General features: G+C 53.9%; 20 protein-coding genes and 1 pseudogene. 14 read left to right on the forward strand and 7 right to left on the reverse strand.

Annotated features, from left to right (window positions below):
- Positions 1 to 209: 209 nt before the first annotated feature.
- A pseudogene (araE, locus tag EOS98_RS04335) lies at positions 210 to 1,629 on the forward strand (arabinose-proton symporter AraE).
- A 112-nt stretch (positions 1,630 to 1,741) separates the two neighbouring features.
- Positions 1,742 to 2,449 carry an aspartate/glutamate racemase gene (locus tag EOS98_RS04340; RefSeq protein WP_000848629.1) on the forward strand — a complete coding sequence of 236 codons (708 nt, stop codon included), beginning with the start codon at positions 1,742 to 1,744 and terminating at the stop codon, positions 2,447 to 2,449.
- Here EOS98_RS04340 and EOS98_RS04345 read toward each other — a convergent pair.
- A complete protein-coding gene (locus EOS98_RS04345; RefSeq protein WP_000741798.1) occupies positions 2,421 to 3,356 on the reverse strand; it encodes a LysR family transcriptional regulator in 936 nt (311 codons plus the stop codon). The two genes, EOS98_RS04340 and EOS98_RS04345, sit on opposite strands and share 29 nt — an antisense overlap.
- A 117-nt stretch (positions 3,357 to 3,473) precedes the next feature.
- Here EOS98_RS04345 and lysA point away from each other — a divergent pair, with 117 nt between their 5' ends.
- Positions 3,474 to 4,736 carry a diaminopimelate decarboxylase gene (gene lysA, locus EOS98_RS04350; RefSeq protein WP_061383827.1) on the forward strand — a complete coding sequence of 421 codons (1,263 nt, stop codon included), beginning with the start codon at positions 3,474 to 3,476 and terminating at the stop codon, positions 4,734 to 4,736.
- 9 nt (positions 4,737 to 4,745) lie between these two features.
- Here lysA and EOS98_RS04355 read toward each other — a convergent pair whose 3' ends face one another.
- Both EOS98_RS04355 and galR read right to left on the reverse strand, forming a co-directional pair.
- A complete protein-coding gene (locus EOS98_RS04355; protein ID WP_000968338.1) occupies positions 4,746 to 5,768 on the reverse strand; it encodes a LacI family DNA-binding transcriptional regulator in 1,023 nt (340 codons plus the stop codon).
- Positions 5,769 to 5,778: 10 nt separating this feature from the next.
- Positions 5,779 to 6,807: an HTH-type transcriptional regulator GalR gene (gene galR, locus EOS98_RS04360; protein WP_000201030.1), complete on the reverse strand. Its 1,029-nt coding sequence runs from the start codon at positions 6,805 to 6,807 to the stop codon at positions 5,779 to 5,781.
- A 592-nt stretch (positions 6,808 to 7,399) separates the two neighbouring features.
- Between galR and aas the strand changes: the two genes are divergently transcribed.
- Both aas and lplT read left to right on the forward strand, forming a co-directional pair.
- On the forward strand, positions 7,400 to 9,559 hold the full coding sequence (gene aas, locus EOS98_RS04375; RefSeq protein WP_126523850.1) for a bifunctional acyl-ACP--phospholipid O-acyltransferase/long-chain-fatty-acid--ACP ligase: 2,160 nt from the start codon (positions 7,400 to 7,402) through the stop codon (positions 9,557 to 9,559).
- Positions 9,552 to 10,754, forward strand: coding sequence for a lysophospholipid transporter LplT (gene lplT, locus EOS98_RS04380; protein WP_126523851.1), 1,203 nt, complete (start codon positions 9,552 to 9,554; stop codon positions 10,752 to 10,754). The genes aas and lplT overlap by 8 nt, the downstream gene beginning before the upstream one ends.
- A gap of 86 nt (positions 10,755 to 10,840) precedes the next feature.
- Here the strand turns inward: lplT and EOS98_RS04385 are convergent, their stop codons facing one another.
- From EOS98_RS04385 to mutH, 4 genes are all read right to left on the reverse strand, one after another.
- Positions 10,841 to 11,881 (reverse strand): NADP(H)-dependent aldo-keto reductase, encoded by a 1,041-nt coding sequence (locus EOS98_RS04385; RefSeq protein ID WP_000558960.1) that lies wholly within the window; start codon positions 11,879 to 11,881, stop codon positions 10,841 to 10,843.
- Between the two features lie 190 nt (positions 11,882 to 12,071).
- Complete coding sequence (locus tag EOS98_RS04390) at positions 12,072 to 12,290, reverse strand: YgdI/YgdR family lipoprotein (RefSeq protein WP_000758662.1); 219 nt, start codon at positions 12,288 to 12,290, stop codon at positions 12,072 to 12,074.
- A 169-nt stretch (positions 12,291 to 12,459) separates the two neighbouring features.
- Positions 12,460 to 13,173: a TerC family protein gene (locus EOS98_RS04395; RefSeq protein WP_000895635.1), complete on the reverse strand. Its 714-nt coding sequence runs from the start codon at positions 13,171 to 13,173 to the stop codon at positions 12,460 to 12,462.
- 181 nt (positions 13,174 to 13,354) lie between these two features.
- On the reverse strand, positions 13,355 to 14,050 hold the full coding sequence (gene mutH, locus EOS98_RS04400; RefSeq protein WP_126523852.1) for a DNA mismatch repair endonuclease MutH: 696 nt from the start codon (positions 14,048 to 14,050) through the stop codon (positions 13,355 to 13,357).
- Between the two features lie 682 nt (positions 14,051 to 14,732).
- Between mutH and rppH the strand changes: the two genes are divergently transcribed.
- The 9 genes from rppH (at position 14,733) to recC (ending at position 24,719) form a co-directional block, all read left to right on the forward strand.
- Positions 14,733 to 15,263 carry an RNA pyrophosphohydrolase gene (gene rppH, locus EOS98_RS04405; RefSeq protein ID WP_000564481.1) on the forward strand — a complete coding sequence of 177 codons (531 nt, stop codon included), beginning with the start codon at positions 14,733 to 14,735 and terminating at the stop codon, positions 15,261 to 15,263.
- Between the two features lie 12 nt (positions 15,264 to 15,275).
- Positions 15,276 to 17,522, forward strand: coding sequence for a phosphoenolpyruvate--protein phosphotransferase (gene ptsP / locus EOS98_RS04410; protein ID WP_000957888.1), 2,247 nt, complete (start codon positions 15,276 to 15,278; stop codon positions 17,520 to 17,522).
- Positions 17,523 to 17,737: 215 nt separating this feature from the next.
- The gene (gene lgt / locus EOS98_RS04415; protein WP_000204645.1) at positions 17,738 to 18,613 is read left to right on the forward strand and encodes a prolipoprotein diacylglyceryl transferase; all 876 of its coding nucleotides are present in this window, start codon (positions 17,738 to 17,740) and stop codon (positions 18,611 to 18,613) included.
- A gap of 6 nt (positions 18,614 to 18,619) precedes the next feature.
- A complete protein-coding gene (gene thyA, locus EOS98_RS04420; RefSeq protein ID WP_000816247.1) occupies positions 18,620 to 19,414 on the forward strand; it encodes a thymidylate synthase in 795 nt (264 codons plus the stop codon).
- Between the two features lie 184 nt (positions 19,415 to 19,598).
- Positions 19,599 to 20,069, forward strand: coding sequence for a prepilin peptidase-dependent protein (locus EOS98_RS04430; protein WP_000744668.1), 471 nt, complete (start codon positions 19,599 to 19,601; stop codon positions 20,067 to 20,069).
- Positions 20,060 to 20,623, forward strand: a complete 564-nt coding sequence (locus EOS98_RS04435; RefSeq protein ID WP_050196624.1) for a prepilin peptidase-dependent protein — start codon at positions 20,060 to 20,062, stop codon at positions 20,621 to 20,623. The genes EOS98_RS04430 and EOS98_RS04435 overlap by 10 nt, the downstream gene beginning before the upstream one ends.
- Positions 20,620 to 21,027: a DUF2509 family protein gene (locus tag EOS98_RS04440; RefSeq protein WP_079972864.1), complete on the forward strand. Its 408-nt coding sequence runs from the start codon at positions 20,620 to 20,622 to the stop codon at positions 21,025 to 21,027. Before EOS98_RS04435 ends, EOS98_RS04440 begins: the two co-directional genes overlap by 4 nt.
- Positions 21,012 to 21,332 carry a prepilin-type N-terminal cleavage/methylation domain-containing protein gene (locus EOS98_RS04445; RefSeq protein WP_000019291.1) on the forward strand — a complete coding sequence of 107 codons (321 nt, stop codon included), beginning with the start codon at positions 21,012 to 21,014 and terminating at the stop codon, positions 21,330 to 21,332. Before EOS98_RS04440 ends, EOS98_RS04445 begins: the two co-directional genes overlap by 16 nt.
- A 15-nt stretch (positions 21,333 to 21,347) precedes the next feature.
- On the forward strand, positions 21,348 to 24,719 hold the full coding sequence (recC, locus tag EOS98_RS04450) for an exodeoxyribonuclease V subunit gamma (RefSeq protein ID WP_126523854.1): 3,372 nt from the start codon (positions 21,348 to 21,350) through the stop codon (positions 24,717 to 24,719).
- The last annotated feature ends 156 nt before the right edge of the window (positions 24,720 to 24,875 follow it).

The following is a 24,875-nucleotide window of genomic DNA, read 5'->3' on the forward strand; positions in this document are numbered from 1 at the left end:
AATAGCTATGATCAATGATTTAACTTATTGAAATATTGGTGGTTTGAAAAAATATCTAGCAACGGCGTTAAATTTAAAAAGTGTAATATCCATCACATATCGCTATAGCGTAGCCATTTAATCCATATTTATGCCGTTTCCAGCCTGACACTTGAGGAAGAGTATCCCGTACTTTCAGGCTATGTCTTACTCTGTTGTGGCAGGAAAATATGGTCTCTATTAATCATGACTCTGCTTTAACGCCGCGTTTCGCTTCGCGACACACGACGTATGAATATGTTTGTTTCGGTTTCTGCAGCGGTAGCGGGACTGTTATTTGGTCTGGATATCGGCGTTATCGCCGGGGCGCTGCCTTTTATTACCGACCATTTCGTACTGACCAGCCGGCTGCAGGAATGGGTCGTCAGCAGCATGATGCTTGGCGCGGCAATTGGCGCATTATTTAACGGCTGGCTTTCATTCCGGCTGGGGCGTAAGTATAGCCTGATGGCTGGCGCGATTTTGTTCGTGCTCGGCTCGCTGGGGTCGGCGTTTGCTTCCAGCGTGGAAGTATTGATTGGCGCCCGCGTGATACTGGGCGTAGCAGTAGGGATTGCGTCCTATACCGCGCCGCTTTATCTCTCTGAAATGGCAAGTGAAAATGTTCGCGGCAAAATGATCAGTATGTATCAACTGATGGTGACGTTAGGCATTGTGCTGGCTTTTTTATCCGATACGGCATTCAGCTACAGCGGCAACTGGCGCGCGATGTTGGGCGTGCTGGCGCTGCCTGCGGTGTTGCTCATTATTCTCGTGGTATTCCTGCCGAATAGTCCGCGTTGGCTGGCGCAAAAAGGTCGCCATATTGAAGCGGAAGAGGTGCTGCGTATGCTGCGCGATACCTCGGAAAAAGCCCGTGATGAACTGAATGAAATTCGGGAAAGCCTCAAACTCAAGCAGGGCGGGTGGGCATTATTTAAAGCTAACCGCAATGTTCGCCGCGCCGTGTTCCTCGGTATGCTGCTACAGGCAATGCAGCAGTTCACCGGCATGAACATCATTATGTACTATGCGCCGCGCATTTTTAAAATGGCCGGCTTTACCACCACGGAACAGCAAATGATCGCCACGCTGGTGGTCGGACTGACTTTTATGTTCGCGACGTTTATCGCCGTCTTTACGGTCGATAAGGCCGGGCGTAAACCGGCGTTAAAAATCGGTTTCAGCGTAATGGCGTTAGGGACATTGGTGTTGGGCTACTGCCTGATGCAGTTTGATAACGGTACGGCATCAAGCGGTCTCTCCTGGCTTTCCGTTGGGATGACGATGATGTGTATCGCCGGTTACGCGATGAGCGCCGCTCCGGTGGTGTGGATACTGTGTTCGGAAATCCAGCCGCTGAAATGCCGTGATTTTGGCATTACCTGTTCAACCACGACAAACTGGGTATCGAACATGATCATCGGCGCGACATTCCTGACTCTGTTGGACAGCATTGGCGCGGCAGGTACATTCTGGCTCTACACCGCGCTGAATATCGCTTTTATCGGCATCACTTTCTGGCTGATTCCGGAAACCAAAAATGTCACCCTGGAGCATATCGAACGCAAGCTGATGGCGGGCGAGAAGCTAAGAAATATTGGCGTGTAATCACCCCTCCCATGCCGGATGACGCCTGTTATCCGGCATGATGAAAAATAGACTGGAAACGGATGTGTAAGTTTGCTTCACTGCCATAATGCTTTACAAAAAGGAGAGCGCAGTGAAAACGATCGGACTGTTGGGTGGTATGAGCTGGGAATCGACTATCCCTTATTACCGTTTAATCAATGAAGGCATTAAACAGCAGCTGGGAGGCCTGCACTCGGCGAGCTTACTGCTGCATAGCGTAGATTTCCACGATATTGAAGTATGTCAACGCCGCGGCGAGTGGGATAAAGCGGGCGATATCCTGGCGCAGGCCGCGCAGGGGTTACAGCAGGCGGGCGCAGAAGGTATTGTGCTGTGTACCAACACCATGCATAAAATCGCGCACATTATTGAATCTCGTTGTTCTCTGCCTTTCCTACACATCGCGGATGCTACCGGGCGAGCCATCGCCCGTCAGGGGTTGCATCGCGTGGCGCTATTAGGGACCCGCTATACGATGGAGCAGGATTTTTATCGCGGGCGGCTGGAACAGCAATTTGCGATTGAGACCATCGTGCCGGAGGCGGACGATCGGGCGCGTATCAATCAGGTCATTTTTGACGAGCTCTGTCAGGGGACATTCACTGACGCGTCGCGCCACTATTATTTACAGGTTATCGAACAACTGGCTGCGCAAGGCGCGCAGGGCGTTATTTTTGGCTGCACTGAAATAGGTTTGCTTGTTCCCCAGACGCAAAGCGCGCTACCGGTTTTCGATACCACGGCAATTCATGCCGCAGATGCCGTGAGCTTTATGCTTTCGTCATCGGCCCCAGAATAACCTCCAGCGGTTCGACCAGGCGCGAAAGATGCGTTTGTAAATGCTTACTGAAGGCGTCAACCAGCGCGGAGGCGGGGCGGTGTAGCGGGCGAATCAGGCTGACGGTAAAGGGCACGTCAATGCTGAAGCGGCGAACGGTGACGCCGCTGGCGGCATAGTCCAGCGCGGTCAGCGGGTTAACGATCGAAACGCCCGCCCCGGCGCGCACCATCGCGCAGACGGAGGCCGCGCTATGCGTTTCCACCACCATTCTGCGCTTCACCTGATGTTCGGCAAATAACGTATCCAACAACTGTCGATAGCTGTCCAGGCGGGAGAGGCTGATAAAGTTTTCCCCCTGAAAATCGTCTGGCGTCAGTACCGTTTTGGCGGCAAGCGGATGGTCGCAGGGCAGTACGCACACTTCATTTAGCGTTAGTAACTCGGTACGGGTTGTTCCTGCCGGGGCATGAAGCGTCTCCGTCAGCCCTAAATCGTGGCGCTGAGCGGAGAGCCACTCTTCCAGCAACGGCGACTCCTGCGGCACAATATTCAGGCTGACATCCGGATAACGCGCCAGAAAAGGCGGTAGTAGCGGCGGCAAAAAGGATTGTGAAAAGACCGGCAGGCAGGCGATAGAGAGTTCGCCCTGACGGAACTCGCGCAGACTTTCCGCCGCGCTGACGATGCGATCCAACCCATACCAGGAGCGTTGTACCTCTTCGAACAGGCGTAGCCCTTGCACCGTCGGATGTAAGCGCCCGCGTGTGCGCTCAAACAGCGTTAATCCCAGCACTTTCTCAAAACGCGCCAGCTCGCGACTGACGGTAGGCTGCGAGGTATGCAGCAGCCGCGCCGCTTCGGTGAGATTTCCGGCGGTCATTACGGCATGAAAAATTTCAATGTGACGTAAATTAACGGCAGCCATACGTTTCCCTGAATCATTTATCCCATATCATTTTTGCATAGACTGACAATAAAACGATATTTTTTATTCTTTCTAAGGTATGGCGTAATCGTTAAAAAGCCTGTTCCGGAGTTTGTTATGTCATTGCCGCATTATCACGCTGAAACTGACCTTAACGCTGAAAATTTGCTCAGATTGCCTGCTGAATTCGGCTGTCCGGTCTGGGTCTATGACGCGCACATTATTCGCCGTCAGATAGCCGCCCTGCAGCAGTTTGACGTCGTGCGTTTTGCGCAAAAAGCCTGTTCGAACATTCATATCCTGCGCTTAATGCGCGCGCAGGGCGTCAAGGTGGATTCTGTTTCATTGGGGGAGATCGAACGTGCGCTGGCGGCGGGCTACGATCCGCAAACGTGCCCTGATGATATCGTTTTTACCGCCGATGTGATTGACGCCGCCACGCTGGCGCGCGTCAGTGAACTGCATATTTCGGTCAATGCCGGCTCGGTAGATATGCTGACGCAGCTTGGTCAGGTTTCGCCTGGGCATCGCGTCTGGTTGCGCGTGAATCCTGGCTTTGGTCACGGCCACAGCCAGAAAACCAACACCGGGGGCGAAAACAGCAAACACGGCATCTGGCATAGCGATCTTCCGGCGGCGCTGGCGGTAATGCAGAAATACCGACTGAAACTTGTCGGTATCCATATGCACATTGGTTCCGGCGTCGATTATGGCCATCTGGAGCAGGTTTGCGGCGCGATGGTACGCCAGGTGCTGGAATGTGGTCAGGATGTGGAGGCGATTTCGGCAGGCGGCGGACTCTCGATACCTTATCATGAGGGAGAAGAGCCCGTTGATACGCGCCATTACTATGGTCTGTGGAACGCGGCGCGCGAGCAAATCGCCCGCCATCTGGGACATGCGGTCAAACTTGAGATCGAACCCGGACGTTTTCTGGTGGCGCAATCGGGCGTGCTGGTAACGCAGGTGCGTAGCGTAAAACAGATGGGAAGCCGCCATTTCGTGCTGGTAGATGCGGGTTTTAACGATCTGATGCGCCCGGCGATGTACGGTAGCTATCACCGTATTTCGGCGCTGGCGGCGGATGGTCGCGCGCTTGAAAATGGCCCGTGGGTCGAGACGGTGGTCGCCGGGCCGCTATGCGAATCAGGCGATGTTTTTACGCAGCAGGAAGGGGGAATGGTTGAAACACGCGCCTTACCTGCGGTCATCCCCGGCGATTACCTCGTATTGCACGATACCGGCGCGTACGGCGCGTCTATGTCATCGAATTACAACAGCCGCCCGCTCCTGCCGGAAGTGCTGTTTGACAATGGACAGGCGCGGCTGATCCGCCGTCGTCAGACCATTGAAGAGCTGTTAGCGCTGGAGATGCTCTGAAGCGCATCATTAGGCCGGACGTTGAAAAAACGGGCCCGCGGCGACGGACTCGCGCAGAATCAGCGTGCCGGTAAAGGGCGGGATCGGGGCGACCGGCTCGCTGTTCGCCAGACGAACAGCCTGATCGATCGCGGTGGCTATCATATCCTCGATGGGTAAATAGACTGTTGAAAGCCCCGGTTCAAGCCAGGTTGCGCCCGGCGCATCGTCAAAACCAAACAGCGACACATCCTGCGGGATGCGTAATCCGGCCTGGCGCAGCGCTTTTGCCGCGCCCAGCGCCGTGTCATCATTACAGGCGAATAGCGCGCTAAACGTGACGCCTTCCTCCAGTAATTCCCGGCAGGCGTCATAGCCGCGCGTCAGCGTGTAATCGCCGTATTTCACTTTTGCCGGTTGCCAGGGGATGCCATATTTTTCCAGCGCCTTGCGATAACCCGCTACGCGTGATGTGCCGGTGGGAGTATGAACAGGCAGCGTAATACAGGCGATATCGCGATGGCCCTGCGTAATCAGATATTCCACCGCCTGGAATGCCGCCGTCTCCTGCTCGAAGAAAATAGCGCGATCGCGGGCCTGAGTGACGTTGCGATTAATAATCACCAGCGGCATTTCCGTGGCGTCAATCAACGACAAAATCGCCGGCTCATCCATATAGCGAGTGTAAAGAATAATAGCGTCGCACTGTCTGTCGGCCAACATTTGTACGGCTTTCTGCTCTCGTTCCGGCGTATCGTGACCATCGGTGACGATCAACTGCTTGTTATGAAACTCCGCCTGGCGCGACGCCCGGCGCAACAAACTGCCAAAATAGAAGCCGTCAAACGTAGAGACGACCAGACCGATGCTGTTGCTGGTGCGATTCGCCAGCGAGCGTGCCAGCAGGTTGGGGCGATAGTCCAGAGCCTGCATCGCCGTAAACACTTTCTGGCGCGTGCTTTCTTTTACCTGCCCCGTCCCATTCAGCACTCGTGAGACGGTGGCCTTTGATACGCCCGCATGGCGGGAAACATCCAGCATTGTCGCCATCATGCTACTCTGATTAATCGGTTGTCGACAGGTGCCCGGTATCCGTCGGCGTGGACACCGAATGTCGGCGTACCAGTGTCGGACTAAATACATGAGTTACTTCTGGCGTAGGGCATTTCCCTGCCAGCGCTAAGGCCAGCTCCGCCGCCTGTGTCGCCATGGTGACGATCGGATACCGAATGGTGGTCAGTCGGGGACGCACATAGCGTGAGACCAGTACATCATCAAAACCGATGAGTGATACTTCGCCCGGCACCCCCACGCCATTATCATTTAATACTCCCATCGCGCCGGCCGCCATCGAGTCGTTATAGCAGGCCACCGCGGTAAAATTTCTGCCGCGACCTAATAACTCAGTCATCGCCTGCTCGCCGCCGCTTTCATCCGGTTCGCCGAACGTCACCAGCCGATCGTTAGCCGGGATATGGCTTTCCGCCAGCGCATCGTAATAGCCCCTCAGGCGATCTTCGGCATCAGAGATAGTGTGATTGGAACAGATATACCCAATACGCGTATGACCTTGCTGGATCAGATGCCGGGTCGCCAGCCATGCCCCGTAACGGTCATCCAGCGCGACACAGCGGTGTTCTAACCCCGGTAAAATGCGGTTAATCAGCACCATGCCGGGGATTTGCTTCATTAATGAGGCCAGGTCCGCATCCGGAATCATTTTGGCGTGTACCACTAACGCTGCGCAACGATGACGAATCAACTGTTCAATAGCCTGACGCTCTTTTTGTTCGTTATGATACCCGTTGCCAATCAGTAAAAAATTGCCGGTGTGATACGCCACCTGTTCAACGGCTTTCACCATCGCGCCGAAAAAAGGATCGGAAACGTCGCCGACCACCAGACCGAGGGTTTCCGTTGCCTGCTGTGCCAGCGCGCGCGCGTTGGCGTTAGGGTGATAGCTCAAGGACTCCATTGCGCTGGTCACCGCCAGCCGGGACGCTTCGCTGGCTTTTGGCGAATCGTTAATAACGCGAGAAACGGTGGCGACTGAAACACCGGCCAGTCGGGCTACATCTTTTATGGTCGCCATGATAATACCTATAGTGGGTAAACGCTTACATTACGCCAGTTTTACGGAAAATGAACCTCTGTTCAAGCCTCTTGCCCCGCCGTGTCGGGCAAATGTGACCTGCACGGGAGAAATGCGTCTGTAAAGTGACAATACAAATCTTTCGTTACAGTTTGCGAAGCGCTGTTGCGATTGTCTGCTGGCAGGCCAGCGAGTCAGGTTGATAGAGTGGTGATCCCAGAGGTATTGATAGGTGGAATCAACGTCATTGTTGATCACACGAATTACACCAACCTGCGTAGAGATGCGCAGGTTTTTTTTTGTTTCGCCTGAACCTGTAACAGTAACGGATAATTTACACAACTCGTTGCATTTCCGTTTATTCCTTTGCGTTTTCGGACTGGCGATGCAGACGCGCGAAGCCCACAATCAAGATCCCAGAGGTATTGATTGGTGAGATTATTCGGTACGCTCTTCGTACCTGTCTCTTGCACCAACCTGCGCGGATGCGCAGGTTTTTTTTCGAACCTATTTTGCTATCGCTCCTGTTACGCAACTCGTGTAATCTGCCACAATTCATGTTTTAGCGAATTGTCGGCCAAAGGGAGTTGAAATGCTGTTTGGATTTTTCCGTAACCTGTTTCGCGTGCTTTATCGTGTGCGCGTCACTGGCGATGTCCGGGCGCTACAGGGGAACCGGGTCTTAATTACCCCCAATCACGTTTCATTTATCGATGGTATGCTACTGGCGCTGTTTTTGCCGGTACGGCCTGTCTTTGCGGTATATACCTCCATCAGCCAGCAATGGTATATGCGCTGGTTAACGCCGCTGATCGATTTTGTACCGCTCGATCCCACTAAACCCATGTCCATTAAACACCTGGTGCGTCTGGTGGAGCAGGGGCGTCCAGTGGTGATTTTCCCGGAAGGGCGGATTTCCGTGACCGGTTCGCTGATGAAAATTTATGACGGCGCAGGCTTTGTGGCGGCAAAATCGGGCGCAACCGTCATTCCGCTCCGCATTGACGGCGCGGAGCTTACGCCTTTCAGTCGCCTGAAAGGTCTGGTTAAACGGCGCTTATTCCCCCGCATTCAGCTTCATATTTTACCGCCGACGCAAATACCGATGCCGGAAGCGCCGCGCGCGCGCGACAGGCGTAAAATAGCGGGTGAGATGCTGCACCAGATCATGATGGAAGCGCGTATGGCGGTGCGCCCGCGCGAGACGTTATACGAATCGTTGCTGGCGGCGCAATATCGTTACGGCGCGGGTAAAAACTGTATTGAGGACATTAACTTTACCCCGGATACGTATCGTAAGTTACTGACCAAGACGCTTTTTGTTGGCCGGATTCTGGAAAAGTACAGCGTTGAGGGCGAGAAAATCGGTTTAATGCTGCCGAATGCCGCCATCAGCGCGGCGGTGATTTTCGGCGCGGTTTCTCGTCGCCGCATTCCGGCCATGATGAACTACACGGCGGGGGTAAAAGGGCTGACCAGCGCGATTACCGCGGCGGAAATTAAAACGATTTTTACCTCCCGCCAGTTCCTCGATAAAGGTAAATTGTGGCACCTGCCGGAACAGCTAACGCAGGCTCGCTGGGTTTACCTGGAAGATTTAAAAGCGGACGTCACACTCGCCGACAAGCTGTGGATTTTTGCCCACCTCCTGGCGCCGCGACTGGCGCAGGTAAAACAGCAGCCGGAAGACGAGGCGATTATTCTTTTTACTTCCGGCTCGGAAGGGCACCCGAAAGGGGTGGTGCACAGCCATAAAAGCATTCTGGCGAACGTCGAGCAGATAAAAACGATTGCGGATTTCACCGCCAATGACCGTTTTATGTCGGCGCTGCCGCTCTTTCACTCGTTCGGTTTGACGGTGGGCCTGTTTACGCCGTTGTTGACCGGCGCGGAAGTGTTTCTTTATCCAAGTCCGCTGCACTACCGCATTGTGCCGGAACTGGTCTATGACCGTAACTGTACCGTGTTGTTTGGTACGTCAACCTTCCTCGGCAACTATGCGCGCTTTGCCAATCCGTATGATTTTTATCGCCTGCGCTATGTGGTGGCCGGTGCGGAAAAACTTCAGGAGAGCACCAAACAACTGTGGCAGGATAAATTCGGTCTGCGCATTCTTGAGGGCTACGGGGTAACGGAATGCGCGCCAGTAGTCTCGATTAACGTGCCGATGGCGGCTAAGCCTGGCACTGTTGGCCGCATTCTGCCTGGCATGGACGCGCGTCTGCTGGCGGTGCCCGGTATTGAAAACGGCGGTCGGCTACAGCTGAAAGGGCCGAATATCATGAATGGCTATCTGCGCGTGGAAAAACCGGGCGTGCTGGAGGTGCCGTCGGCGGAAAACGCCAGAGGCGAAACTGAGCGCGGCTGGTACGACACGGGCGATATTGTACGCTTCGATGAAAATGGTTTTGTGCAGATTCAGGGGCGCGCGAAACGCTTTGCGAAAATTGCTGGCGAAATGGTCTCGCTGGAGATGGTCGAGCAACTGGCGCTTGGCGTTTCGGCGGACAAAATGCACGCTACCGCCATTAAAAGCGATGCCAGCAAAGGTGAAGCGCTGGTACTGTTTACGACTGACAGCGAACTCACCCGAGAAAAATTACAGCACTATGCCCGTGAACACGGTATTCCGGAACTTGCCGTCCCGCGTGATATCCGTTATCTGAAACAGCTTCCCTTGCTTGGCAGCGGGAAACCCGATTTTGTGACGCTGAAAAGTTGGGTGGATGCGCCGGAACAACATCATGAGTGAGTCAGTACGTACTAACACCTCCATCTGGTCGAAAGGGATGCTGTCGGTAATTGTCGCGCAGTTTCTCTCGGCTTTTGGCGATAATGCGCTGCTGTTCGCGACGCTGGCACTGCTGAAAGCTCAGTTTTACCCGGACTGGAGCCACCCTGTTTTGCAAATGGTGTTTGTGGGCGCTTACATTCTTTTTGCGCCGTTTGTCGGCCAGATAGCGGACAGCTTTGCCAAAGGCCGGGTGATGATGGTCGCCAATGGTCTTAAACTGGCGGGAGCGGCAGGTATCTGCCTCGGCGTAAATCCTTTTGTCGGTTATACGTTGGTCGGGATCGGCGCGGCGGCTTATTCTCCGGCGAAATACGGTATTCTGGGCGAACTGACGACGGGCGATAAGCTGGTGAAAGCCAATGGCCTGATGGAAGCCTCTACGATTGCGGCGATTTTGCTCGGTTCCGTCGCGGGCGGCGTATTGGCCGACTGGCATGTCATCGCCGCGCTGGTTGCCTGCGCGTTGGCCTACGCTGGCGCAGTGGCGGCGAACCTGTTTATCCCGAAGCTTGTGGCGGCGCGTCCAGGACAATCCTGGCGGTTGTCGGCGATGACGCGTAGTTTCTTCAGCGCTTGCGTTGTCCTTTGGCGTAACGGTGAAACGCGGTTTTCGCTGGTGGGGACCGGGCTATTCTGGGGCGCAGGCGTGACGCTGCGTTTTCTGCTGGTGCTGTGGGTGCCGGTGGCGCTGGGGATTACGGATAACGCCACGCCGACTTACCTGAACGCCATGGTGGCGGTAGGCATTGTGGTCGGCGCGGGCGCGGCGGCAAAACTGGTGACGCTGGAGACCGTATCGCGCTGTATGCCCGCCGGGATTTTGATTGGCGTTGTGGTTGCGATCTTCTCATTACAGCACGCATTGCTGCCTGCTTATGCCTTGTTGCTGTTGATAGGTATGCTGGGCGGCTTTTTTGTGGTGCCGCTCAACGCTTTGCTCCAGGAGCGCGGTAAGAAGAGCGTTGGCGCCGGGAATGCCATTGCCGTACAAAATCTGGGCGAGAATAGCGCCATGCTATTAATGCTGGGACTGTACTCGCTGGCGGTGCTGGTTGGCGTTCCGGCAGTGGCGATAGGTATCGGCTTTGGCGTGCTGTTCGCGCTGGCGATCGCGGCGCTGTGGATCTGGCAGCGCCGGCAGGCATCATACTGAGTGAATATGCCGGGCGGCGAGTGCGCGTTATCCGGCTTACATTGTCTCTGTAAGCCCGGAAGCGTAGCGCCACCGGGCACTGACCATCACGGCGCCGGATAAGTATAAACCTGATGCGCCGCCTCAATCTCCGCCAGAACCTCTTCGCTTAACGTCAGATGCAGACTTTCCACATTCGTCTTGAGCTGCGCCATCGTGGTTGCGCCCAGTAACGTACTGGCGACAAACGGCTGGCGGCGAACAAAGGCCAGCGCCATCTGCGCCGGATCAAGATTGTGACGCTTCGCGATATCGACGTAGGCGGCAACGGCTTTTTGCGCCTGTTCGCCGCTGTAACGTGTGAAGCGGCTGAACAAGGTATTCCGCGCGCCTGCGGGTTTGGCCCCGTTCAGGTATTTACCGGTTAATGTGCCAAACGCCAGACAGGAGTAGGCGAGCAATTCAACACCTTCATACTGACTGACTTCCGCCAGTCCGACCTCGTAGCTGCGGTTTAACAGGCTATAGGGGTTCTGGATCGTGACAATACGCGGCAGGTCATGTTTTTCCGCCAGATGCAGATAGCGCATAACGCCAAACGCTGTCTCATTTGAAACGCCAATATAACGAATCTTACCCGCTCGCTGAAACTCACTTAGCGCGTCTAACGTCTCCAGCAGACTTACTACTGGCGTGGAGTCCGTCCAGTTATAGCCGAGTTTACCGAAGCAGTTAGTGGGGCGCTGCGGCCAGTGCACCTGATACAAATCCAGATAGTCGGTCTGCAACCGGGTCAAACTGTCGTGTAGCGCTTCGCGAATATTTTTACGATCCAGCGCCTGATGAGGCCGGATGCCTTGATCATTATTACGTGCCGGTCCGCTGACTTTGCTGGCGATGATCAGTTTTTCACGGTTGCCGCGTTTGGCGAGCCAGTTACCGATATAGGATTCCGTCAGCCCTTGTGTTTCCGGGCGCGGCGGTACCGGATACATCTCGGCGGCATCGATAAGGTTAATGCCATTTGCGATGGCATAGTCGAGCTGTGCGTGAGCGTCGGCTTCGCTGTTTTGTTCACCAAATGTCATTGTGCCCAGCCCTAGCGTACTTACTTCGAGCGAGCTGTGGGGTATACGGTGATAGTGCATAGCCGTTTCCTTTTTATTATGAAGTCAGAAATTCCCGACAAAGGACAATAAAAATGGCAGAGGGAAGGCAAAAGGGAAAGTAAAATTGCAGGCTGCGCGGCGTAATTGTTACCGGGCGTGGTCGCCACGCACCGTTACGGGACGCAGCCTGAAGGCTTGCAGAACGCTGACCTCGATCACAGGCCACCGCTTAACGTTCGATGATTTGAGACACTTCGTCACGGTTGATTTGCATCTCGTTTCCCTGTGCATCGGTATAGCTGACCAGACCGGTATCATCGTCAACTTGTGGTTTTCCATCGGTCAGGATCATACGACCATCTTTCGTCGCCATTACATAATCGCTGCTGCATCCGGATACCGCAAAAGCCAACCCTACTGCGGAAATTACAACTGCCCACTTTTTCATCCGTTTGTCCTCACATAGCCTGCATCTGATAATAGTCTGTTAATCATATGTCTGATAATAGTCTAGTAATAACGCGCAGCTCTGCATGTCGGAAGCAGCAAAATCTTAATCTGTGAGAAGAAAGGAAATAAAGTGAGTATTCGCTCCCCGGCGGGGGAGCGAGACAGGATTACAGCGGATTCTTTTTATTACGCAACAGGTTCAGGCTCTCTACTGCGATAGAGAAGAACATGGCGAAATAGATATACCCTTTCGGAACGTGAACGTCGAAACTTTCCAGAATCAGGGTAAAGCCAACCAGGATCAGAAAGGAGAGCGCCAGCATTTTTACCGACGGATGGCGATCGACAAACTCGCCGATGGGCCGTGCCGCAAACATCATGACGCCCACGGCAATAACGACTGCCGCCATCATAATAAACAGATGATCGGAGAGGCCAACCGCTGTGATAACTGAATCAAGGCTGAAAATAATATCCAGCAGCATAATCTGTACAATTGCGCCCAGGAAAGAAGAAACCCGGGTTTTTAACCCTTCTTCTTCGCCTTCGATGGACTCATGGATCTCCTTGCTGGCTTTCCAGATTAAAAATAACCCGCCCAGTAACAGAATGAGATCGCGGGCGGAAATCGCTTCGCCGAAAAGCTCAAACAGCGGATTAGTCAGACGAGTGACCCAGGCGATTGACGCCAGCAGCGCCAGGCGCATGACCATCGCCGCCGCCAACCCAAGCCGCCGTGCGTGGTTCCGTTGCGCCGTAGGAAGTTTTGCTACCACCAGAGAAAGAAAAATAATGTTGTCGATCCCAAGTACAATCTCCAGCAGCGTCAGCGTACCGAGCGCCAGCCAGGCATTAGGATCGGTTATCCATGCAAATAACATCGAACAAAGTCCTGCCAAAAAAAGAAGCGGTAATTATAGGCCCGTCGAGTGACGGGCGAAAGCCCAGGCTGAATTTGCGCAACCAGGAACGGTGTAAAATAGCGGCGACAATACGCTTACGTTTATCCGGCGCTGGCCCGATGCGTAGCCATAGCGGAGGCGCATTTGCGTGTAATGGACGTTACGGATTCTGCAATAAAAAATGGCGAGCCAGCAGCGCCTGCGTAAAATTTTTTTTCAGATAAAATCCACGCGGTAGCGTCAAAATAGGCTCCCCGCGCGCGCCGATAGCCTCGGTGAGCGCCCTGGCATTGGCGGCTTTGGGCCGCAGTTGTAAGACTTCGCCATGACGGGCGGTAATGCGTTCCACCTGGCCCAGCACTATCATGTCCATCAGCTCTTCCCAGTCGAGGCGTAGCTGCCTGTCCTCTTCTTCACTCGGACTCCAGAGTAGCGGCGAACCTACGCGGCGTTCGGCTAACGGTATGCTGCGATCGCCTTCGACCGGCACCCATAGCACGCGCTTCAATTTATGCCGTACGTGACTTGTCTCCCAGGTCACGCCGCTGTTACCGGTTAACGGCGCCACGCAAACAAAGGTTGTTTCCAGAGGACGACCCAGACTATCCACCGGGATGGTTTTCAGTTCTACGCCTAACGCGGCGAAATCCTGCTCCGGCTTGCTCCCGGCGCTGGCGCCGAGCCAGATCTCCAGCAAGACGCCGATCCAGCCTTTGTCTCGCTTCAAATCTTTAGGCGTGGTAATGCCGGCCATCGCCGCCAGCTCGCCTAACGTATAGCCGGAAAGCTGCCGCGCCTGGGCTAACAGCAATGCTTCCGAAGTAGGCGGAGTCAGTAGCGGACAAAGAGCGGACATGACAATTACCTTAGGTCAAAAAATGAGCAGTGATTTTATACCGTATGGGCAGAGTTTATCTTTTTCTGTGTCTTATATTCAATAGACTGATTTTTATTGCCTTTTTTGTGTTGTTTCTTCGTGTTGCGCAACGCTGAAGCGGGTTTTCCAATTCTGGTCACTGACAATAAACAGGATCTTACACTATGTTATCCACAGAAAGTTGGGATAACTGTGTAAAACCGCCACTACTGTTTCCATTTACAGCCTTGACGTGCGACGAAAATCGAAAATTCAGACAAATAGTGCGTAAGTTATTGGCACAATCTGTGGATAAAACCGACGCTGGTTGATCTTTCATCAGCATAAGGATCTTAGATGTGATGCTTGTCACGCTTTATGAAGGTGGCATGTAAGATTTGTCTATAACACAATGAATATAAGGCACTATTTTTACTGTTTTCCGCATGAGGAATTCAGACTGTTCTGGGTTTTCCCGTGGTAATTCCATACTTCTTCACAACTATATCCACAGAAAAGGTGAATAAAATGGCGCAAGGGCGTCATCATCTGTTTATAACTCGGCTATTTACTGTGAGTTATTCAATTGTTATTAGGCTGTGTCACTATTACAGAGTGGTTTACCGCCTCACTGGAGTATGAAACAATCGTTCATATATAAGGTTTATGTTGAGGTAGTCCGGTGATTGATGACGATGGCTACCGCCCAAATGTAGGTATCGTAATTTGTAATCGTCAGGGGCAGGTGATGTGGGCCCGGCGATTTGGTCAGCACTCCTGGCAGTTCCCGCAGGGCGGGATAAATCCAGGGGAGTCGGCAGAACAGGCGATGTACCGGGAACTGTTTGAAGAAGTTGGGTTAAGCCGTAAAGATGTGCGGATCCTTGCTTCTACTCGCAACTGGTTGCGTTACAAGTTACCAAAACGTTTGGTGCGTTGGGACACAAAGCCGGTATGTATCGGCCAGAAACAAAAGTGGTTTCTTTTGCAGTTAATGAGCGCCGACGCCGAAATCAATATGCAAACCAGCAGTACGCCGGAGTTTGACGGCTGGCGCTGGGTAAGTTACTGGTATCCGGTTCGACAAGTGGTGTCATTTAAACGCGATGTCTACCGCAGGGTAATGAAAGAGTTTGCAAGTGTTGTCATGGCGCTTCAGGATAATCCCCCTAAGCTACAAAGCGCGCCTGCTTATCGACGTAAAAGAGGTTAAGCCACGCAAATTATGCTCACTCGCCTGCGCGAAATAGTCGAAAAAGTGGCCAGTGCGCCGCGTCTGAACGAGGCGCTGAATATTCTGGTCACGGATATCTGTCTTGCGATGGATACAGAGGTTTGCTCGGTTTACCTGGCCGATCATGACCGACGCTGTTATTACCTGATGGCGACGCGGGGGTTGAAAAAACCGCGTGGTCGAACCGTTGCGCTTGCGTTTGATGAGGGGATCGTCGGTCTGGTGGGCAGACTGGCGGAACCCATTAACCTTGCCGATGCGCAAAAACATCCCAGCTTTAAATACATTCCTTCGGTAAAAGAGGAGCGTTTTCGCGCGTTTCTCGGCGTGCCGATCATTCAGCGTCGCCAACTTCTCGGCGTGCTGGTCGTACAGCAGCGCGAATTGCGCCAGTACGATGAAAGCGAAGAGTCTTTCCTCGTCACGCTCGCTACGCAGATGGCGGCTATCCTGTCACAGTCGCAGGTCACAGCGCTGTTCGGGCAATACCGGCAGACGCGAATCCGCGCGCTTCCTGCGGCGCCGGGCGTGGCTATCGCAACGGGCTGGCAAGACGCGACCATGCCGCTGATGGAACAGGTTTACGAAGCGTCTACGCTGGATACCTCTCTTGAACGCGAACGATTGACCGGCGCGCTGGAAGAGGCGGCGAACGAGTTCCGACGATACAGCAAACGCTTTGCCGCCGGCGCGCAAAAAGAGACGGCGGCCATTTTCGATCTGTACTCACACCTGCTTTCAGATGCCAGACTGCGTCGCGAACTCTTCGCCGAGGTCGACAAAGGCGCTGTTGCGGAGTGGGCCGTTAAAAAAATCATCGAAAAATTTGCCGAGCAATTTGCGGCGCTAACCGATAACTACCTCAAAGAACGTGCGGGAGACTTACGCACGCTGGGGCAGCGGCTGTTATTCCACCTTGATGATTCAGTTCAGGGGCCAAACGCCTGGCCGGAACGTTTTATTCTGGTCGCGGATGAGCTGTCGGCGACCACCCTGGCGGAGCTGCCGCAGGACAGGCTGGCGGGCGTTGTGGTGCGCGACGGCGCGGCAAACTCGCATGCGGCGATTATGGTGCGCGCGCTCGGTATCCCGACCGTCATGGGCGCTGATATCCAACCTTCGGTGCTACATCGCCGTACGTTGGTGGTGGATGGCTATCGCGGTGAATTACTGGTCGATCCTGAACCCGTGCTTATTCAGGAATATCAGCGGCTCATTAGTGAAGAGATAGAACTCAGTCGTCTGGCGGAGGACGACGTCAATCTTCCCGCCCAACTGAAAAGCGGCGAGCGTGTCAAAGTGATGCTGAATGCCGGGCTCAGTCCCGAGCATGAGGAAAAGTTAGGCAGTCGGATCGACGGTATCGGCCTGTACCGTACTGAAATTCCCTTTATGCTGCAAAGCGGGTTTCCCTCGGAAGAAGAGCAGGTGGCGCAGTATCAAGGGATGCTGCAAATGTTTAACGATAAACCGGTGACGCTGCGGACCCTGGATGTGGGAGCGGATAAGCAACTGCCCTATATGCCGATCAGCGAGGAGAACCCGTGTCTGGGCTGGCGCGGGATCCGCATTACGCTGGATCAGCCGGAGATCTTTTTGATCCAGGTCCGCGCGATGCTGCGCGCCAATGCGGCGACTGGCAACCTCAGCATTTTGCTGCCGATGGTCACCAGTATTGATGAAGTCGATGAAGCGCGGCGTTTGATCGAACGCGCCGGGCGCGAGGTCGAGGAGATGATCGGCTATGCGATCCCGAAACCGCGTATCGGCATTATGCTGGAAGTGCCGTCAATGGTATTTATGCTGCCGCATCTGGCTAACCGGATCGACTTTATCTCGGTCGGCACCAACGATTTAACGCAATATATCCTGGCGGTAGATCGCAACAATACCCGCGTGGCCAGTATTTACGACAGTCTGCATCCGGCTATGCTGCGCGCGCTGTCCATGATTGCGCAGGAAGCCGAAAAAAATGGCCTCGATCTTCGCTTGTGCGGCGAGATGGCGGGCGATCCGATGTGCGTGGCGATTCTTATCGGTCTGGGATATCGCCATCTTTCAATGAATGGCCGTTCGGTAGCGCGTGTGAAATATCTGCTGCGGCATATCGATTTTGAAGACGCGCAAACTCTTGCCAGACGCAGCCTTGAGGCGCAGATGGCGACCGAAGTGCGTCATCAGGTGGCGGCGTTTATGGAGCGCCGCGGGATGGGGGGATTGATTCGCGGAGGGTTGTAACGACTGGAGCGGGAAAAGAGAGTGACTGTGGATTCACGGCGCAGACAACACGCCTGCAAGATGAAAGACAATGCGTATACATATCTTTTAACGGTAATCGGCATCTCGCTTTTAACCCTTGTGCTATTATTCGCACCTTTGGAGCGTCTGCAACGCGCAGGCGCGCTTATCAATCGCTATCTCTTCAGCGAAATAACAAGAAATTGTGGTGACAGATGACCAGTAGCTATCTGCATTTTCCGGACTTTGATCCGGTCATTTTCTCAATTGGGCCCGTCGCGCTTCACTGGTATGGCTTGATGTATCTGGTGGGGTTCGTTTTCGCGATGTGGTTGGCGGTGCGTCGCGCTAACCGTCCGGGAAGCGGTTGGACCAAAAACGAAGTTGAAAATTTACTCTATGCAGGTTTCCTGGGGGTCTTCCTGGGGGGACGTATTGGCTATGTCCTGTTTTATAACTTCCCTCTGTTTCTGGATAACCCGCTCTATTTATTCCGCGTCTGGGACGGCGGCATGTCCTTCCACGGCGGACTTATTGGCGTGATACTGGTGATGATTATCTTCGCCAGGCGCACGAAGCGCTCGTTCTTTCAGGTGTCTGATTTTATTGCGCCGTTAATTCCGTTCGGCCTGGGCGCCGGGCGTCTGGGCAACTTTATCAACGGTGAATTGTGGGGGCGCGTCGATCCTGACTTCCGGTTTGCCATGCTCTTTCCTGGCTCACGCGCGGAAGATATTGCGCTGCTGCCGTCACATCCGCAATGGCAGCCTATTTTTGATACCTACGGCGTATTGCCGCGCCACCCTTCCCAGTTGTATGAACTGGCATTAGAAGGCGTGGTGCTGTTTATCATCCTTAATCTCTTTATTCGCAAACCGCGTCCGATGGGCGCAGTCTCCGGATTATTCCTGATTGGCTATGGCGCGTTTCGTATCATTGTTGAATTCTTCCGCCAGCCGGACGCGCAATTTACCGGCGCGTGGGTACAGTACATCAGCATGGGGCAGATTCTCTCTATCCCGATGATTATCGCAGGCGCGATCATGATGGTTTGGGCATATCGCCGCCGCCCGCAGCAACACGTTTCCTGAGGAACCATGAAACAGTATTTAGAACTGATGCAAAAAGTGCTGGATGAAGGCACACAGAAAAACGACCGTACCGGCACCGGCACGCTTTCCATTTTTGGCCATCAGATGCGTTTTAACCTGCAGGAAGGCTTTCCTCTGGTGACGACGAAACGCTGCCATTTACGTTCAATTATTCACGAACTGCTATGGTTTTTGCAGGGCGATACCAACATCGCTTACCTGCACGAAAATAATGTCACCATCTGGGACGAATGGGCTGATGAGAACGGCGATTTAGGCCCGGTTTATGGTAAGCAGTGGCGTGCATGGCCAACACCGGATGGCCGCCATATCGATCAGATCGCCACGGTCTTAAGCCAGCTTAAAAACGACCCGGACTCTCGTCGTATTATCGTTTCTGCGTGGAACGTCGGCGAGCTGGATAAGATGGCGCTGGCGCCGTGTCACGCCTTTTTCCAGTTTTATGTCGCAGATGGAAAACTCTCCTGTCAGCTTTATCAGCGCTCCTGCGATGTGTTCCTCGGTCTGCCGTTCAACATTGCCAGCTACGCGTTACTGGTGCATATGATGGCGCAACAGTGCGACCTGGACGTCGGCGATTTTGTCTGGACCGGCGGCGACACGCACCTGTACAGCAACCATATGGAGCAGACGCACCTGCAATTAAGCCGTGAACCGCGCGCGCTGCCGAAGTTGGTCATTAAGCGTAAACCCGATTCGCTTTTTGACTACCGGTTCGATGATTTCGAAATTGAAGGTTATGATCCGCACCCCGGTATTAAAGCGCCGGTCGCTATCTAAGCGCTGACGATCCTGCCATAACCGACGCCATCGCGCGTCGGTTTTTTTTATCCTTCATTTCAATCTTCGGCGCGGATTCCTGAAATTTTGCAACGCGCTGCAAGACATGAACTTTTTTCCGTAACGCGCCGAACAATCTGTATTTGGCGCTCGTTATTTTTCTTCCGCCCGCCATACTGCCGACATGAAAAAACAACAGGGCTATACGCTCATTGAAACGGTGGTCGCGATGTCGCTCATTATCATTCTCAGCGCCACAGGACTTTATGGCTGGCAACGCTGGCAGCAGCAACAGCGCCTGTGGCAAACCGCATGTCAGGTGCGGGATTACCTGCTGCAACTTCGTGAGGACGCTCACTGGCATAACCGCGATCACATTCTTCGCGTGGTCAGCGAAGGTGGTTCATGGTGCTTTGTCAGCTCTGTTGCTACGCAAACATCGTGTACGCCATCTTCCCCCTTTGTGTTTACGCCCGACTGGCGTGATGTCGTCCTTGCCGATATCACGCCGTCGTTAGCCTTCTTTGGCCTGCGCAATACGGCATGGGCAGGGCACATCGTACTGAAAAACGCTGCCGGAGAGTGGCGTCTGGTCGTCTCTTCCTGGGGGCGAATCAGGCTATGCGAGCGTAACGAGGCCGCCACGTGTCAATAACCACGCGGGGGGTCTCGCTACTGGAGGTTGTGCTGGCGATGGCGATAGGTTCCATTTTACTGCTTGGATCAGCACGATTTTTACCGGCGCTACAGCGTGAGATCTGGCACAACACGCGACAGTTATCGCTGGAAGATGAAATCTGGCAGCGAACCTATACCGTAGCGAAGCATCTTCAACGTGCGGGTTACTGTCATGGCCACTGCATTGGCGAAGGGTTACATCTTGCCGAACAGGGGCAATGCGTCATCGTTCAGTGGGACGGGAATAATAACGGGGTCTGGGATACCATACCGGCGAAAGAGGCCGACCAGACCGGGTTCCGTATGAAGGATAACGTTCTGGAAACATTACGCGGAGCAACATCTTGCCAGGGTAAGGGATGGGAAAAAATGACCGATCCCAATACGGTACTCATCACGGCGTTTACCGTTGAGCGCCGGGATATAACGGGATTCTCGCCAGTGCTCATGCTGCATCTGCGTGGCGCCAGCAAAGCCGAGCCTCAGACGGTTATTGACGCGCAATACAGCGTAACGGGATTTAATCTGTGAATCGGGAACGTGGCGCTTCTTCGCTAATACTGGCGCTTTTAATACTGATTCTGGGTAGTCTGCTACTGCAAGGCGTAAATCAGCAGCAGGCCAGCTATGCCGCCCGCGTGACGACGCAGAGCCTGGCGATACAACGCCAGGCGCTCGTACAGTCGGCGCTGGAATGGGGGCGGGAGCAGCTATGGTCAGGCGTAACCGAAATGGAATGTCGGCGCTATTCCCCTTCAGGAGCGAGGGTCTGTTTGCGGAGATTATCGGAGGATGAGGTGGTGATGGCGGCGCAAGATGACGGCATGACGTTATGGCGTTTGGGCAACGTCATTCAGGGAAGCATTGTCTTTTCTCCCCACGGCTGGAGCGATTTTTGTCCGTTAAAAGAGGTGGCGTTATGTCGCATCCCCTGAATTTACAACGCGGGTTTAGCCTCCCGGAAGTTTTAGTGGCGATGGTTCTAATGGTAATGATCGTCACCGCGCTGTCAGGCTATCAGCGGGTATTAATGCACAGTTTTGCATTACGACACCAGTATCTTCAGATCTGGCGGCAGGCGTGGCAGCAAACGGCGCTGTATCCATTTTCGCCTGCTGAGGACTGGAAGGCCAACCGGATGCAGACAACGCAATCGGGATGTGTCAGCATCAGCGTCACGATGGTTTCACCCTCTGGCAGGCAGGGGCAGATGACGCGCTTGCATTGTCCAAATCGTTAATCGTCAGGAGTAATTATGTTAAGGGTCTACCATTCCAATCGTCTGGATGTGCTGGAAGCGTTGATGGAATTCATCGTCGAACGCGAGCGGCTGGATGATCCCTTTGAACCAGAAATGATTCTGGTACAAAGCACGGGTATGGCGCAGTGGCTGCAGATGACCCTTTCACAAAAGTTTGGTATTGCGGCGAATATCGCTTTTCCGTTACCGGCGAGTTTTATCTGGGAGATGTTTGTCCGCGTGTTGCCGGATATCCCCAAAGAAAGCGCTTTCAGCAAACAAAGCATGAGCTGGAAACTGATGACCTTGCTGCCGCAGTTGCTGGATAAGGATGAGTTTGTACTGCTGCGCCATTATCTGACCGACGACACCGATAAACGCAAACTCTTTCAGCTTTCCGCGCGCGCTGCCGACCTGTTCGATCAGTATCTGGTTTATCGGCCTGACTGGCTTACGCAGTGGGAAGCGGGAAAAACCGTGGAAGGTCTGGGGGAGGCGCAAAACTGGCAGGCGCCGCTGTGGAAAGCATTGGTGGAATATACCGCCGCGCTGGGGCAGCCGCGCTGGCATCGCGCCAATCTCTACCAACGCTTTATTCAGACGCTGGAGAGCGCGACCGCCTGCCCGCCAGGGTTGCCGTCCCGCGTTTTTATTTGCGGCATTTCCGCGTTACCGCCAGTGTATCTCAGAGCATTGCAGGCGCTGGGTAAACATATTGAAATCCATCTCCTTTTTACTAATCCGTGTCGGTATTACTGGGGGGATATTAAAGACCCAGCCTGGCTGGCAAAACTCATGGCTCGCCAGCGTCGTCACAGTTTTGAAGACCGTCATTTACCGCTGTTCCGTGAAAATCAGAATCCGGAAGCCTTATTTAACAGCGACGGTGAACAGGATATCGGTAATCCGCTACTGGCCTCATGGGGAAAACTGGGGCGGGATTATATCTACCTGCTATCTGAACTGGAAAACAGCCAGGAGCTGGATGCGTTTGTTGATATTACGCCAGATAATCTTTTGCATCGGATTCAGGCGGATATCCTTGAACTGGAAAGCCATGCGGTGGCGGGCGTAAATCTTGAGGAGTATTCGCGCAGCGACAATAAGCGTCTGCTCGATCCCGAGGATAACAGCCTCTCTTTTCACGTTTGTCACAGCCCGCAGCGCGAGGTGGAAATACTGCACGATCGCCTGCTGGCGATGCTGGAAGCCGATCCGACACTAACGCCGCGCGACATTATCGTTATGGTGGCTGATATTGACAGCTATAGCCCGTTTATCCAGGCGGTATTTGGTAGCGCGCCAACGGAGCTCTATCTGCCTTATGCCATTTCCGATCGGCGGGCGCGTCAGTCACATCCGGTGTTACAGGCATTTATCAGCCTACTTTCGTTACCGGACAGCCGCTTTGTCTCCGAGGATGTTCTGGCGTTGTTAGACGTACCGGTATTGGCTGCCCGCTTTACGATCAACGAAGAAGGGTTGCGTTATTTGCGCTTGTGGGTCAATGAGTCAGGCATTCGCTGGGGAATTGACGATGACAACGTACGAGAGCTGGAACTTCCTGCCACGGGGCAGCATACGTGGCAATTTGGCCTGACGCGTATGCTGCTGGGGTATGCGATGGAAAGCGCCCAGGGCGAGTGGCAGTCGGTTCTGCCTTATGACGAATCCAGCGGTCTGATTGCTGAGCTGGTCGGGCATCTGGCTTCGCTGCTGATGCAGCTTAATATCTGGCGGCGCGGTCTGGCGCAGGAGCGACCGCTGGAAGAGTGGTTGCCCGTTTGTCGCGACATGCTCAATGATTTCTTCCTGCCCGATGCGGACACGGAAGCGGCAATGACATTGATTGAACAGCAGTGGCAGGCCATTATCGCCGAAGGTGTCGCGGCGGAATATGGCGATGCGGTACCGATTTCGCTACTGCGGGATGAACTGGCGCAGCGTCTGGATCAGGAACGTATTAGCCAGCGCTTCCTGGCGGGCCCCATCAATATTTGTACGCTGATGCCGATGCGTTCCATTCCGTTCAGAGTCGTTTGCCTGCTGGGAATGAACGACGGCGTATACCCGCGCCAGCTTGCGCCGTTGGGCTTTGACCTGATGAGCCAAAAACCCATGCGCGGGGATCGTAGCCGTCGCGACGATGACCGCTACCTGTTTCTGGAAGCGTTAATCTCGGCGCAGCAGACGCTGTATATCAGCTACATCGGTCGCTCCATCCAGGATAATAGCGAACGCTTTCCCTCTGTACTGGTGCAAGAGTTAGTGGATTACATCGGGCAAAGCCACTATTTGCCGGGCGACGAAACGCTGACCTGTGATGAGAGCGAAGCACGAGTTAAAGCGCATATTACGCGTCTGCATACCCGTATGCCTTTTGATGCGCAAAATTACCAACCCGGCGAACAGCAAAGTTATGCCAGAGAGTGGTTGCCTGCGGCGAGTCAGTCGGGGAAAGCGCATTCTGACTTTGTGCAGCCGCTTCCTTTTACGATGCCGGAAACATTGACTCTGGAAAGTCTGCAGCGTTTTTGGGCCCATCCGGTACGCGCATTTTTTCAGATGCGGCTTCAGGTTAATTTCCGCTCGGAAGAGAGTGAGATTCCTGATGCGGAACCGTTTGAATTAGAGGGATTGACGCGATATCAACTTAACCAACAGTTGCTCAATACGCTGGTTGAAGAGGACGACGCCGAACGCTTGTTCCGCCGTTTCCGGGCTGCGGGAGAGTTGCCTTACGGCGCGTTTGGCGAAATATTCTGGGATGCGCAGTGTCAGGAGATGCAGCAACTGGCAAGCCGGGTCATCGCCTGCCGTAAGCCGAGCCAAAGCCTGGAAGTGGATCTGCTTTGCAATGGCGTTCAGCTAACCGGCTGGCTACCGCAGGTACAGGAGGATGGATTATTGCGCTGGCGTCCCGCTTTAATCAGCGTTGCGCAAGGTGTGCAACTTTGGCTGGAACACCTTGTCTATTGTGCCAGCGGCGGGAGTGGCGAAAGTCGCCTGTTTTTGCGCAAAGAGGGAGAGTGGCGATTTCCGCCTCTTGATAAAACGCAGGCAATGGTTTATCTGGCGCAACTGATTGAAGGCTACCGGGAAGGCATGTCTTCTCCGCTATTGGTACTGCCGGAAAGCGGCGGCGCATGGATAAAAGCCTGTTATGACGCTGAAAATGATGTCATGTTAGACGACGATGATACCTTACAGAAGGCCAGGACAAAGTTTTTACAGGCTTATGAAGGCAACATGATGGTGAGCGGCGAAGGCGAAGATATCTGGTATCAACGTCTTTGGCGTCAGCTGGAATCTGAAACGTTGCAGGCTATCATTGCGCAGTCCCGGCATTACCTGTTACCGCTGTTTCGTTTTAATCAGTCTCGTTGATTGTATGAAAATCGCGCCATTAAAAGGCTTCGACTATGATGCGCTCTTCGTCACGGACTGATTACTGATAAAAAGATGCTGCCTGGTTCAGCACAATAATATCCCGTTCTGCTCAGGTCGATGGTTTACGTGACCATACAGATGAGTGGGAATGAA

The organism is Salmonella sp. SSDFZ69 (assembly GCF_004010755.1).
GTDB lineage: Bacteria > Pseudomonadota > Gammaproteobacteria > Enterobacterales > Enterobacteriaceae > Salmonella > Salmonella enterica.

What these genes read in the sequence shown, in the direction of transcription:
- EOS98_RS04345 (WP_000741798.1), bottom strand. Translation starts at nt 3,356, where the DNA reads ATGGCTGCCGTTAATTTACGTCACATTGAAATTTTTCATGCCGTAATG.
- lysA (WP_061383827.1), top strand. Translation starts at nt 3,474, where the DNA reads ATGTCATTGCCGCATTATCACGCTGAAACTGACCTTAACGCTGAAAAT.
- EOS98_RS04355 (WP_000968338.1), bottom strand. Translation starts at nt 5,768, where the DNA reads ATGATGGCGACAATGCTGGATGTTTCCCGCCATGCGGGCGTATCAAAG.
- galR (WP_000201030.1), bottom strand. Translation starts at nt 6,807, where the DNA reads ATGGCGACCATAAAAGATGTAGCCCGACTGGCCGGTGTTTCAGTCGCC.
- aas (WP_126523850.1), top strand. Translation starts at nt 7,400, where the DNA reads ATGCTGTTTGGATTTTTCCGTAACCTGTTTCGCGTGCTTTATCGTGTG.
- lplT (WP_126523851.1), top strand. Translation starts at nt 9,552, where the DNA reads ATGAGTGAGTCAGTACGTACTAACACCTCCATCTGGTCGAAAGGGATG.
- EOS98_RS04385 (WP_000558960.1), bottom strand. Translation starts at nt 11,881, where the DNA reads ATGCACTATCACCGTATACCCCACAGCTCGCTCGAAGTAAGTACGCTA.
- EOS98_RS04390 (WP_000758662.1), bottom strand. Translation starts at nt 12,290, where the DNA reads ATGAAAAAGTGGGCAGTTGTAATTTCCGCAGTAGGGTTGGCTTTTGCG.
- EOS98_RS04395 (WP_000895635.1), bottom strand. Translation starts at nt 13,173, where the DNA reads ATGTTATTTGCATGGATAACCGATCCTAATGCCTGGCTGGCGCTCGGT.
- mutH (WP_126523852.1), bottom strand. Translation starts at nt 14,050, where the DNA reads ATGTCCGCTCTTTGTCCGCTACTGACTCCGCCTACTTCGGAAGCATTG.
- ptsP (WP_000957888.1), top strand. Translation starts at nt 15,276, where the DNA reads ATGCTCACTCGCCTGCGCGAAATAGTCGAAAAAGTGGCCAGTGCGCCG.
- lgt (WP_000204645.1), top strand. Translation starts at nt 17,738, where the DNA reads ATGACCAGTAGCTATCTGCATTTTCCGGACTTTGATCCGGTCATTTTC.
- thyA (WP_000816247.1), top strand. Translation starts at nt 18,620, where the DNA reads ATGAAACAGTATTTAGAACTGATGCAAAAAGTGCTGGATGAAGGCACA.
- EOS98_RS04430 (WP_000744668.1), top strand. Translation starts at nt 19,599, where the DNA reads ATGAAAAAACAACAGGGCTATACGCTCATTGAAACGGTGGTCGCGATG.
- EOS98_RS04445 (WP_000019291.1), top strand. Translation starts at nt 21,012, where the DNA reads ATGTCGCATCCCCTGAATTTACAACGCGGGTTTAGCCTCCCGGAAGTT.
- recC (WP_126523854.1), top strand. Translation starts at nt 21,348, where the DNA reads ATGTTAAGGGTCTACCATTCCAATCGTCTGGATGTGCTGGAAGCGTTG.